The organism is Gemella sp. 27098_8_92 (assembly GCF_041433685.1).
GTDB lineage: Bacteria > Bacillota > Bacilli > Staphylococcales > Gemellaceae > Gemella.
Genome location: NZ_JAPWBZ010000006.1, coordinates 88212 through 100701, shown reverse-complemented (window position 1 = coordinate 100701; position 12490 = coordinate 88212). Strand labels below are relative to the sequence as shown.

The following is a 12490-nucleotide window of genomic DNA, read 5'->3' as shown; positions in this document are numbered from 1 at the left end:
ATGACTAAACTAAAAAAAATATTAACGATTGCATTTACTGCGTTATTAGCAATTACGCTTACAGCATGTGGAGCTTCTAGTTCAAAATCTAACTCTAGCGAGAAAAAAGAAATTAAAATCGGTGCCACATCTGGACCATATGCTGATATGGTTAATAAAGGACTTAAACCTTTGCTTGAGAAAAAAGGTTACAAAGTTACTGTTACTGAGTTTTCTGATTACATTCAACCTAATAAAGCTCTAAATAGTGGTGAGTTAGATGCTAACCTATTCCAACATAAAATTTACATGAAAAAATTTGCTGAAACTAATAAAATGGATTTAACAGCGCTTGTACAAGTACCTACTGCTCCAATGGGATTATATTCTGATAAAGTTAAAGACTTAAAAGATTTACCAGAAGGTGCTGAAGTAACTTTACCAAATGATCCATCTAACGCAGCTCGTGCTTATGCTTTATTGGCTGCTGCTAACGTAATTAAAATCAAACCTGATACAGATGTATTAAAAATAACAAAAAATGATGTTATTGAAAATCCAAAAAATCTTAAATTCACAGAATTAGAAGCTGGACAACTTGCTCGTTCATTAAGTAGTACTACATTAGCTGCTGTTCCTGGTAACTTTGCTCTTGCTGCTAAATTTGATTTAACTAAAGCATTAATCTTAGAAAAAATGAATGACAACAATCGTAACAATGTAGTAGTTACAACAGCTAATAAAGATAAACAATTTGCTAAAGATTTAATAGAAATTGTTAATTCAAAAGAGTTTGATGAAATTATTGATAAAGAATTCAAAGGTTTTGATAAACCTTCAAAATAATACTTAGGACGTGATTAAATATGAAAATTGAACTATCTAAAACAATTAAAAATATTCCAGAAAATGTTTTTTACCCGATTTTCAAATTAATCTCTGACGAAAGTTCAAATGGTAATCCATTATTAAATGCGGGTATCGGAGTTCCTGACTCTGATACCCCTGAACTTTTATTAGAAACTTTAGAAAAATCTATAAGAAAACCTGAAAATATGAGGTATGGAGCATTTGATGGTAAAAATGAGCTATTAGAAGAAATTTCTCATTGGTTAAAGAAAACATATAATATAGATGCTAATCCCAAAGACGAGATTGCTCTAGTCTTTGGTACTAAAGCTGGTTTATCTAGTCTACCTTCTATAATACTAAATCCGGGTGATACTACTCTTCTACCTGTGCCTAGTTATCCAGACTATATACAAGGAATTGCTCTTGCTGGAGCTAATATAGAAGAAATAATATTAAAAGAAGAAAACAGTTATCTAGTAGATTATTCTTCTATTTCTTCTGAATTGGCTGAAAAAGCTAAATTAATATTTCTAAATTATCCATCTAATCCTATTGGAGCTGTGGCAACTAAAGAATTTTATGAAGAAACGGTTCAATGGGCTGAAAAAAATAATATCATTGTTATTCAAGATCATGCTTACTCAGATTTCTATTATAAAGACGGTGTCTCACCTTGTTTTATGCAAACAGCAGGAGCTAAAGAAGTTGGAGTTGAATTCTTCTCTTTTTCTAAAAATTTCTCAATTTCTGGACTGCGTATAGGCTTTGCGGTGGGTAATAAAGAAATTATAAAAGCTCTTCGTGAATATAATACTATATTCCATGCGAATATTTATGGTGCTGTCCAAGATACCGTAATTACAGCTCTTCGAAATCATAGTGAGTTAACCAGACATATCAAAAATACATATAGAACTCGTATAGAAAAAATTACTAGAAAATTAGATGAATTAGGTTATTCTTATTATAAACCAGAAGGCGGAATTTTTATTTGGCTAAAAGTTAAAGAAGGATTTAATAGTCAAGATTTCTTCGAACTTCTTCTGAAAAAATATAGTATCGTAACTATGCCGGGACATGTATTTGGTAGTGGCGGTGAAAGTTACATACGTTTAAGTTTAAGTCTTTCTGATAATCAAATTGATACATTAATAGAAAAACTTAAACAACTTAATAAAGATTTATAAAAGAAACAAGTCATCTTCATTCATTTGAAAGATGACTTGTTTCTTTTATAATTTTGGTATTTGAATTTTCTGACCAGCTGCTATATTATTATTTTCTAAATTATTTGCTTCTTTTATTTTATTAACACCATTTTGTGCATTTGCTTCTCCATAAGCAGCCGAAGCTATACTAAATAATGAATCTCCAGATTTTATAACATAATCTTGTCCAACTGTTGGTTTATTTCCTGTTGTTGCATTATTATTGCTACCTCGATTACTGTTATTAGTACTATTATCATTATTACCTTGATTCTGTTCTGAATTTTTATCATTAGAATTTTTTTCTTCCTTAGCTTTAGGAAGATTATTATTTGTTACCTTTGTTTCTTCTGGTACCTTTGCTACTTGCTGTTCTGTTGTATTTTTAGATTTCCCTACTAGAGAATTAGTTAGGATAGTCGTCCCTACAAGAATTAATGGAGCCAAAACTACAAATATGACAACAAGTACTATATTCTTTAAACTATTCTTTCTCATTTTTATCCTCCACAGATTATTTTACTTCTTCAAAATAATCGTGGTAATATCCGCCTACTTTTCCACTATTATCTTTTACAAATATATATTCTTCCGTCTCATTAACTACTTCATATATTTTTCCGACTGTTAACATATCGTCAACTTTAAATTTCTCTGCATCAGTATGTTTAACTATTACTTTTTTAGACATTATATATCCTCCTTCTGCTCTACATTTTTATTTTATTATATTATAACTACTTTTTCAATTATTTGAATACCTAATATATTATTTTCATAGCAAAATATAAGCTTTATTTATTATATTTTCTTTCTTTTTATACTTGAAACAAATACAAAAACAATTAATGATAACATCAAAGAAATTACCACAGGTTCAATTGCTTTTATTACATAGATATTTTTAAAAACTATATAACTCGTTAACCCTACTAAAATCGATGATATTGCTCCATATTTTTCTGCACCTTTCCAATATAATCCTAATAAGATAGGCCATAAAAATGTTGACTCTAAACCACCAAAAGCAAATAAATTAACATTTACTATTAGACTAGGTGGTCTCATACTAATAAACATTATTAATATTATTACAAGTATATTGATACTATAGACAAATATTGGAATTTTTCTTCCTACTATTTTCTCTTTTATTACTTTAGTACTAAAAAGTACATCTTTTACCAAAGCTGAAGATATTAATAAAAATTGAGCATTTACAGTAGTTATTATCGCTGCCATTGGTGCAGCTAGGACTAAAGCTGCTAAATACCACGGTAATACCTTAAGCGTAATAATTGGAATAACAGAGTCATAATCTTTAATATCTGGAAATACTCCTCGTGCCATAACTCCAATCAAGTGAACCCCAAACATAACTATAAAAATTACAACACTTCCAATAATTATCGATTGTTTTAAACTTCTTTTGTTTTTATATAGCATCGAATTAATAGCTATTTGAGGAATCCCTATAACCCCAACACCAACTAAAACCCAAAATGATGACACATAGCTCGGTGTTAAGCTTCCATTCGCTCCAAAAGGAGTTAAGATTTTCTCATTTATATTCAATAAATTATTAGTAATATTCTCTATTCCACCACCATAACTAATTACTGAATACAGTAATATAATAGTAGAGAAAATCATAATTAACCCTTGAATCATATCTGTAATTAAAATATTTTTTAATCCACCAAAAACTACACAAAAAATAATTATAATTGAGATTATTACAATTCCTGTTTTATAATTAATTCCCATAAAAGCGGCAAGGAGTTTTGCTCCCCCAACCCACTGAGCTGACATAGCAGCAATTAAAAAGACAATCATTGCCAATGTTGACAAGTAAGCAACTACCTTAGATTTATATCTATTTTTTAAATATTCACTAATAGTTATTGCATTTATTTTTTGAGCTGCTGCCTTAAATTTTTTAGCGAGTACAAGCAAAACAAAATACCCAGTAACAACCTGAATAACTGCAAGAAGAACCCATCCATAACCTAATTTATATGCCACACCAGGACCACCTAAAAATGTAGAAGCAGAACCATATGTAGACATTAAAGTTATGGCTAATACTATTCCACTAACACTTCTATCAGCTAAATAATATTTTTCAAAAAATCCACCATGATGATTCTTAGCAGCTCTATTTAAAACTAAAGGTAATAGAATTATGCTAAAAAAGATAACTCCAAATAACATAATAATTTTATAATCTACATCATATTTCATTATTTTTTCTCCTCTTTTATCTCTTTATTAAATAATAGATTTGTAAAAATAACTACTAAAATTATTATAAATATACTTACTACTACAGAACTATAGAAAAACCACTCAGGTAATCCTAGTATATATTTATAATCTTTAACATCTACATTTCTGTACTTAATATAAGCAAAATAGTACCAAAGTGCAAAGTGAATAATAGCTAGGCCTACTGCAATAACTCCCTCTTTTTCTTTTAACTTATCCATTTATTTTCCCCTATAATTCTTCTTATTATGTTATATATTTTTTTATAGTATACTTTCATAAAATCAACAACTATACTCCCTAACAGTAACCCAGCAATAACATCACTTAAAAAGTGCGCACCTAATACTACCCTAGATATAGGAACAGCTATTATTGCAAATATAGCTAACATTGATAAAAATTTTTTCTTATTGATTACAAAAAGTAGTGATATGAAAAACACAACTACTATTGTTGAGTGCCCACTCGGAAAACTATAGCCACTAAATACTTCTGGTAATGGTCTTACCCTTTGAACTGTATATTTGATGATAAATAAGATTAATCCACCAAAACCTGCACTAAAAAATATAAATATTGCTTTTTGGGTTTCTTTTATCCAAATCAAAAAGGCAGATAATAACACCATAATTAAAAGTAATATCTTATCATTAAAAATTGTAGATATAATTTTAGCTGTTTGACCTAAAATTTTTATTTGTAGCAAGTTTGATGTAATAACATCAAACTCATTAGTTGGATAATATACTGCTACAAAAACTAGCAATAAGAATAGTATTATTTTCAAGTAAGTAAAAATCTTAATATTTCTCATTTCACATTTTACCTCCTACTATCTTCAAAATTTTCTTATAAAAGTCATCTACGCTGTTTATAACTTTCTTTTCTTCCTTATATTTTTTCATCGCATCTTTATATTGAGCTAGATTGTTATAAAAGTCATCTATCTCACTTAATTTTAGTGACGCAAATTCTTCTTCTGACACCACTTTAGCAAAGTTATTTTTTTCAAAGAAACGTGCATTCTCTATTTGATCTCCCCTACTTTGATTAGTACCTAATGGAACTAGTATAGCCGGCTTTTCTAAAGCTAAATATTCATATAAAGCATTTGCTCCAGCACGTGAAATAGTAAAATCTACTATCTGAAATACATCAAATAACTCCTGTGCTAAAAACTCATACTGACAATATCCCTCTGCTTTTATATCTCTATTTAATAAATTTTTTCCTACTAAATGTACAATTTGATATTTTTTTGTTAGTTCTTCTATATTATTCCATATATAATCATTTAATATTTTGGAACCTAATGATCCTCCCATTACTAAAATAACGGGCTTTTCATTATTAAAATTACAGAACTTATAACCTACTTCTTTATCGCCATTATAAATGTCATCTCGCACAATAGCTCCAATTAAACTAGCCTTGTCTTTAGGTAAGTACTTTAAAGTATCTTCAAAAGTCGTAAAAATATGATTACTAAATTTAATATTAATCTTATTAGCAAGCCCAGGCGTTAAATCTGATTCGTGAAGTACAACTGGAATTCTTAAAATTCTAGCTGCTAGACAAACAGGTACACTTACAAATCCCCCTTTTGAAAAGACAAATTCTGGTTTTTCCTTTTTTAAAATAAAAATGGAGTCTATAATCCCTTTTAAAACTTTAAATGGATCTATAAAGTTTTCCCATGAGAAATATCTTCTTAATTTTCCAGAACTAATTTCATGGTACTCTACACCAGGAATCTTTTCTATCATTTCCTTCTCTATCCCTTTTTTGCTACCAATATATGAGATTTGGTAACCATTCTTTTTAAATTCTGGAATAAGTGCTACATTAACTGACACATGTCCTGCAGAGCCTCCTCCAGTAAAAAGGATTTTATTCACTATTACTTTCTCTCTTTCATTTTTTTCTCTAATTTTTCTTCAACATTTTTTGGAACAAATTTTGATAAATCTGCACCAAATCCAGAAACACCTTTTACTATACTAGAACTTATAAATGAATATTGTTTATTAGCCATCATATAAAAAGTTTCTATATCATCATCTAACGCTTTGTTCATAAATGTTAGCTGCATCTCATACTCAAAATCTGAGACCGCCCTAAGTCCTCTTACTATAACACTCGAACCTACTTTTTTTGCATAATTTACTAATAATCCTGAAAAAGAATCCACTCTTACATTATCTAAACCTTTTATCGTTTCGTGTATCATGTTTTCTCTTTCTTCTAATGTAAATAAGTATTTTTTATCAGGATTAACCAAAATTGCTACTATAACTTCATCAAATAATTGAGCACTTCTAGTTACTATATCAATATGCCCATAAGTTATTGGATCAAAACTTCCTGGTACAATTGCAATTTTTTTCTTCATTACTATTTCTCCACATATTCAAAGATTACTATATCAGTAATCCCATATTCTTTTTCTTTTACTATTTCTAAGTTTACCGATTCAATAGAGATATTTTCATCTTTGCTTTTTTCACATACTATTAAACAATGTTTATTACAAACGTTATTCTCTAATATAGATTTTAAAGCAAGATCAACTAATCCTTTATCATACGGTGGATCTAAAAAAATCAAATCAAATTTTTCTTCTTTTTTTCCTAAGATTTTTAATGCACGTTTATAGTCGTTTCTATAAACATCATAATTATTCTTTGGAATACGACACTTTTCTATATTTGAATGTATCGTTTTTATTGCACTACTACTGCCATCAATAAACACTGCATACTCTGCACCTCTACTCAAACTTTCTATTCCCAGAGCACCTGTTCCCCCAAAAAGATCAAGGATACGTCCGTCACAATGTAACATATTGAACAAATTTTCTTTTATTTTATCTGTTGTTGGTCGTGTGTTCATCCCATCAACCGAATTTAATTTGATAGATTTATATTTACCAGCTATAACTCTCATTATTCCTCACTCTAATATAATAATTATCAAGTTTTATAGTCATATATGTCTTATTAAGATATACCCAATAAATAAGGGAGATTTTGCCTTTAGCTTGTCTCCCCTAAATTATATATTTCTAACTCTATGAAATTTCATGTTGTTTGGACATTTTTTCTAGATTTTCGAAACTTAAATGTAAGTTAGACATTTCCGAAATTTCTATTTTCTTTACAAATTTCTTTTTCTTTAAGTCTTCTATTATGCTATCCATTCGATTTTCATCAACATATATACACGCATAACGTCCCCTTTTAGAATAAGAAATAAAATTTCCATACTTTTCTAATTTACTTAAATCTTTAAAACTTTTGAAATAGACATATATTCCTCGACGTTCTTTTTCAAATAATTCCATATTATCTCCTAGAAATGAGCTGTCGCGTCTACACGGCCTTTCTCATCTATTTTTATAACTTTAACTTTTAACGTATCTCCAATTTTAACAACATCTTCTACTTTATTTACACGTTCAGCTGATAGTTTAGAAATATGAACTAACGCATCTACTCCTGGGAATAATTCTACGAAAGCTCCAAATTTTTCAATGCGTTTTACTTCTGCCAAATAAACTTCTCCAACTTCTGCCTCACGAGTTATATTTTCAATAATTTCGATAGCTTTATTAATTCCATCTATTTCAGGAGATGAAATAAATACTTCCCCTGTTTGTTCAATATCAATTTTAACTCCAGTTTTTTCAATAATTTCATTAATAACTTTACCACCAGATCCGATAACATCTTTGATTTTCTCTGGTTTAATTCTAATAATTTTAATCTTAGGTGCGAAAGTAGAAACTTCTTCACGTGGCTCAGAAATAATGTTATTCATATGATCTAAGATTTGTAATCTTCCTACACGCGCCTGTTCTAATGATTCTTTTAAAATTTGTTCGCTTAACCCTTCAATTTTTATATCCATTTGAAGTGCTGTTATACCTTCTGATGTACCAGCTACTTTAAAGTCCATATCTCCTAGGTGGTCTTCCATACCTTGTATATCAGTTAAAATAGTATAGTGTTCATCTTTTTTTACAAGACCCATAGCTATTCCTGCTACTTGTGCTTTAATTGGTACACCTGCTGCCATAAGCGCCATAGATCCTGAACAAATAGTTGCTTGAGAACTTGAACCATTTGATTCCAAGATTTCCGATACAATACGAATAGTATATGGGAAATCTTCTTTTGAAGGGATAACTTGCGCTAATGCACGTTCTCCTAATGCACCATGTCCTATCTCACGACGCCCGGGCGCGCGACTAAATCCTACTTCACCTACAGAAAATGCTGGGAAGTTATAGTGTAACATAAATCTCTTGTTTTCTTCTTGAGTCAAATCGTCAATAATCTGCTCATCAGATAAGTTACCTAAAGTTACTACGCCTAGTGATTGAGTTTGTCCACGAGTGAATAATGCTGAACCATGAGTTCTTGGAAGTACATCAATACGTGATGCTAATGGACGAATTTCTGTTAATGCACGACCATCAGGGCGAACTTTATCTTCTGTAATCTCACGGCGAACTTCATCTTTTACAATTTTATCTAATGATAATTTTGCTTCTTTTACAATATCTAATTCATCTTCATCTGTTACACGTTCTTCAAAGACCGAAAGTACTCTTTCTTTAACAGCAGATATTGCTTCATCACGCTCTTGTTTATCTTTAATAGCAATTGCAGATTTCATTTCTGTTAATGATAATTCTAATACTTCATTATAGATATTTTCATCAATAACTTTTAACTCTACTTCCATTTTTTCTTGACCGATTTCATCAACTATTTGTTGTTGGAAGGCTATTAAACGCTTAATCTCTTCATGACCAAACATAATTGCATTAAGCATAACTTCTTCTGAAACTTCTTCTGCACCTGCTTCAACCATATTAATCGCATCTTTAGTTCCAGCAACTTTAAGATCTATTTTTGATTTTTCAAATTGTTCTACGTTTGGATTAATTACATATTCTCCATCAACATATCCAACAGTAACACCTGCGATAGGGCCTTTAAATGGAATATTAGAAACAGATAAAGCTAATGAGCTACCTAACATAGCTGCCATAACTGGATCACAATCATATTCAACTGATAATACTGTTGAAATAACTTGAACTTCATTTCTAAAACCATCTTCAAACAATGGTCTTATCGGTCTATCTATTAAGCGAGCTGCTAATGTAGCCTCTGTTCCTGGACGCCCTTCACGACGCAAGAATCCTCCAGGTATTTTTCCAACTGCATACATTTTTTCCTCATAATTAACTGTTAATGGAAAGAAATCTACATCTTTTGCTTCTTTTGATGCTACCGCTGTAGTTAAAACAACAGTATCTCCGTATTTTACAACAACTGCCGCATTGGCTTGACGAGCCATTTCTCCTAATTCAACAGTTAATTCTTTTCCAGCCCACTGTGTTGTATATATTTTTTTATCTTGAAACATCTTTATTTCCTTTCAACGCTTTTATTTCTATTTCTTTATATAAATCGACTATTTTATTATATCATGAATACTTTTATTTAGAAAGAAAAAAAGAGAAGTGAGTCACTAAAAATCAATTTTTCTGAATCACTTCTCTAATTTTATTAAAGTTTTATATATTTGACTAACACTATTTAGAATATTAAGCTAGTTGTATCTGATATAACTTGTATAAAATAAGTATTATCAGTATAAAAATAATAAATAATATAAAATATATTTTTTGTTTATTAGACATCCTATATATTTCCTTGAATTTCTTTTTCTAGAATATTTCTTGCATGTTCACATACTCTCGTAAAGTGTTGAATTAAGTCCATATAGACTACTCCTGCTGGGATTTCACAATCTCCATCTTTCATACGTTCTGTATGTTTTTTACGCGCTGCTTTTTCTAACGCATATATATTCTCACAAGCGGCTAATGCTGCCCCTGCTATTGCAATATTATTCTCTTCTAATGATTTAATTGTTTTTAAAATAATATCATTACACAATTCATACATTTCTTGAACTTCTGCTTTTGCATCATCTGAGAATTTTAATTTTTTCTTAATTTGGTAATTTACCGAAGTAACAATATCACGTGCATGATCTCCAATTCTTTCAATATCACGTGTTGCATCTAGTAAAATCGATGCTGCTTGACCTTCTTTTGGACTTAATTTTTCTCTAAACAATAGAGTTAAATAATCTGTCATTTGCTCATCAAAATTATTAATTGCCTCTTCGTAAGTCTCTCCTTTTTCGTTTAAAGCCTCTTCTCTAGTCATAAAATACTCTACTGCGTTACGTAGACTTTTTTTAGATAAAATAAGCATTTCAATAAATTCTTTTTGTACTTGACCTAATGCTACTGCTGGTGCACTAGAAATAAGCGATTTGTCTAGGTATTGTGTACTGTATTTAATTTGCTCATCTTCTCCTGGAATCAGCTTAGTTACAACAATTACTAATAGCCAAATGAATGGGAACTGTAATATTGTATTAAGTATATTAAACGTACCATGTGCTGTTGCAATTGTCATTTTAGGATTTAAGCCAAATGTAGTTTCTAAATAAGAAATAAATGCTGTATACGGCGCTAAAACTATTAAACAAATAATAGTTCCAATTACATTAAACAGTACATGAGATGCCGCCACACGTTTTGCTGCAATATTACTTCCTACCATCGCTAATGCTGCTGTTGTAATAGCAGTACCGATATTATCTCCGAATAATACTGGCAACGCTCCATTAAGGTTTAAAGCTGCATCTGCATATAAATTTTGTAAAATCGCAATTGTAGCCGCAGATGATTGAATAAGAAGTGTTAATAATGTTCCAACTCCTACTCCTACCCATGAACTATCATCAATATGAATAAGAATATTTTGGAACCAAGCCATATCTTTCATAGGTCCCATAGCTGTTGACATCATTTTTAAAGCATAGAAAATTCCACCAAATCCAAAAATTACACGCCCTATACTATTTATTAACTTAGCTCGGGTAAAGAATAAAAACGCTGCTCCTATAAAAATTAATGGTAGTGAGTATTTTGAAATATTAAAACCTATAATAAATGATGTTAATGTCGTTCCAATATTAGAACCCATTACTATTGCAATTGCTTGTTTAGTTTTTAATAATCCTGCTCCAACTAAACTTATTGTAATAACTATTGTTCCCGTACTTGATTGAATAAGTATAGTAACAATAATTCCGGCTAATACTGCCATCAGAGGTTTAGATGTATATTTATCTAAAACATATCTCATCTTATCTCCGGCTATTAATTGAAGTCCGTCTCCCATATATTTAATACTAAATAGAAATAATCCCAGACCTCCTAAAAAAGAAAATAAAATTTCTTGCCAAAGTGCTGACACTTTTTTGTCCTCCTAATATATGTTAAGTACATCATTAAATGCACAAATAGATTTTACCACATAAATTTTAAAAGCACAACTAAAATTTTAAAGGCAATAGTCAAAATATTATTATAAAAAATAATTCTAGTTATAATAATTTTAATTATTGAAACTTAATTATTTTAATAAAAAAGATACCTACAATAAATGTAAGTATCTTTTATTATCTTATGCTTGTGGATATACAGAAACTTTTTTACGGCTACGTCCGTATCTTTCGAAACGTACAACACCATCAACTAGTGAAAATAGTGTATCATCTCCACCTTTTCCTACGTTAGTTCCTGGCCAAATTTTAGTTCCACGTTGTCTGTAAAGTATAGAACCTGCAGTTACGTACTGACCATCAGCTCTTTTAGCACCTAAACGTTTTGATTCAGAGTCACGTCCGTTTTTAGTAGAACCTACTCCTTTTTTAGATGCGAAGAATTGTAAATTTAATTTTAACATCATCTCTAGTTCACCTCTCTTATTTCGATAGTTATATAATCTGAATAATTTTCTTCTATAGTTTTTAATGCAACCAACATTGCATTTAACAGAAGTTGTTCCTTCTCCGTAGATTTTAATGATCTATATGTTAAATGACCCGTTTCATCTTCACTTGCTGAAATATCAAACTGAACATCTTCATCTAACTCATCTACGGCATTTATTAATCCAAAAACTACTGCTGATACTCCTGCACAAACTATATCAGAACCATGTTCTGCATAATCTGCATGTCCATCAACAATAACTTGTTTAATATTTTCAACTTCTCTTTTTATTTCAACCTTTATCATA

The 12490-nt window shown here is 30.0% G+C and carries 15 protein-coding genes; 2 read left to right on the top strand and 13 right to left on the bottom strand.

The genetic code is table 11. The features are described from left to right. Together O3802_RS05735 and O3802_RS05730 are read left to right on the top strand one after the other, a co-directional pair. Window positions 1–825 (top strand): MetQ/NlpA family ABC transporter substrate-binding protein, encoded by an 825-nt coding sequence (locus tag O3802_RS05735; RefSeq protein WP_371458683.1) that lies wholly within the window; start codon window positions 1–3, stop codon window positions 823–825. A 20-nt stretch (window positions 826–845) separates the two neighbouring features. After that, window positions 846–2018 (top strand): aminotransferase class I/II-fold pyridoxal phosphate-dependent enzyme, encoded by a 1173-nt coding sequence (locus O3802_RS05730; RefSeq protein ID WP_371458682.1) that lies wholly within the window; start codon window positions 846–848, stop codon window positions 2016–2018. 45 nt (window positions 2019–2063) lie between these two features. Here O3802_RS05730 and O3802_RS05725 read toward each other — a convergent pair whose 3' ends face one another. From O3802_RS05725 to O3802_RS05665, 13 genes are all read right to left on the bottom strand, one after another. Continuing rightward, complete coding sequence (locus O3802_RS05725) at window positions 2064–2537, bottom strand: LysM peptidoglycan-binding domain-containing protein (RefSeq protein ID WP_371458681.1); 474 nt, start codon at window positions 2535–2537, stop codon at window positions 2064–2066. Between the two features lie 16 nt (window positions 2538–2553). After that, entirely contained in the window at window positions 2554–2730 is a 177-nt protein-coding gene (locus O3802_RS05720) for a DUF6501 family protein (RefSeq protein ID WP_371458680.1), read from the bottom strand. A gap of 110 nt (window positions 2731–2840) precedes the next feature. Then, window positions 2841–4283 carry a sodium/pantothenate symporter gene (gene panF, locus O3802_RS05715; protein ID WP_371458679.1) on the bottom strand — a complete coding sequence of 481 codons (1443 nt, stop codon included), beginning with the start codon at window positions 4281–4283 and terminating at the stop codon, window positions 2841–2843. Then, on the bottom strand, window positions 4283–4528 hold the full coding sequence (locus O3802_RS05710) for a DUF997 family protein (RefSeq protein WP_371458678.1): 246 nt from the start codon (window positions 4526–4528) through the stop codon (window positions 4283–4285). The genes panF and O3802_RS05710 overlap by 1 nt, the downstream gene beginning before the upstream one ends. After that, window positions 4516–5124 carry a phosphatase PAP2 family protein gene (locus O3802_RS05705; protein WP_371458677.1) on the bottom strand — a complete coding sequence of 203 codons (609 nt, stop codon included), beginning with the start codon at window positions 5122–5124 and terminating at the stop codon, window positions 4516–4518. Before O3802_RS05705 ends, O3802_RS05710 begins: the two co-directional genes overlap by 13 nt. Before the next feature lies 1 nt (window position 5125). Next, window positions 5126–6208: an undecaprenyldiphospho-muramoylpentapeptide beta-N-acetylglucosaminyltransferase gene (locus O3802_RS05700; RefSeq protein ID WP_371458676.1), complete on the bottom strand. Its 1083-nt coding sequence runs from the start codon at window positions 6206–6208 to the stop codon at window positions 5126–5128. A 2-nt stretch (window positions 6209–6210) separates the two neighbouring features. Next, on the bottom strand, window positions 6211–6702 hold the full coding sequence (gene coaD / locus O3802_RS05695; protein ID WP_371458675.1) for a pantetheine-phosphate adenylyltransferase: 492 nt from the start codon (window positions 6700–6702) through the stop codon (window positions 6211–6213). A 2-nt stretch (window positions 6703–6704) separates the two neighbouring features. Beyond that, window positions 6705–7256, bottom strand: a complete 552-nt coding sequence (rsmD, locus tag O3802_RS05690) for a 16S rRNA (guanine(966)-N(2))-methyltransferase RsmD (RefSeq protein WP_371458674.1) — start codon at window positions 7254–7256, stop codon at window positions 6705–6707. A gap of 124 nt (window positions 7257–7380) precedes the next feature. Beyond that, a complete protein-coding gene (locus O3802_RS05685) occupies window positions 7381–7653 on the bottom strand; it encodes a DUF2129 domain-containing protein (protein ID WP_004632449.1) in 273 nt (90 codons plus the stop codon). Between the two features lie 8 nt (window positions 7654–7661). Further along, complete coding sequence (gene pnp, locus O3802_RS05680) at window positions 7662–9749, bottom strand: polyribonucleotide nucleotidyltransferase (RefSeq protein WP_371458673.1); 2088 nt, start codon at window positions 9747–9749, stop codon at window positions 7662–7664. A gap of 278 nt (window positions 9750–10027) precedes the next feature. After that, window positions 10028–11662, bottom strand: coding sequence for a Na/Pi cotransporter family protein (locus O3802_RS05675; protein WP_314004492.1), 1635 nt, complete (start codon window positions 11660–11662; stop codon window positions 10028–10030). 210 nt (window positions 11663–11872) lie between these two features. Further along, window positions 11873–12154 carry a 50S ribosomal protein L27 gene (gene rpmA / locus O3802_RS05670; RefSeq protein ID WP_031552190.1) on the bottom strand — a complete coding sequence of 94 codons (282 nt, stop codon included), beginning with the start codon at window positions 12152–12154 and terminating at the stop codon, window positions 11873–11875. Between the two features lie 5 nt (window positions 12155–12159). After that, a complete protein-coding gene (locus O3802_RS05665; RefSeq protein ID WP_371458672.1) occupies window positions 12160–12489 on the bottom strand; it encodes a ribosomal-processing cysteine protease Prp in 330 nt (109 codons plus the stop codon). Window position 12490: the final 1 nt, after the last annotated feature.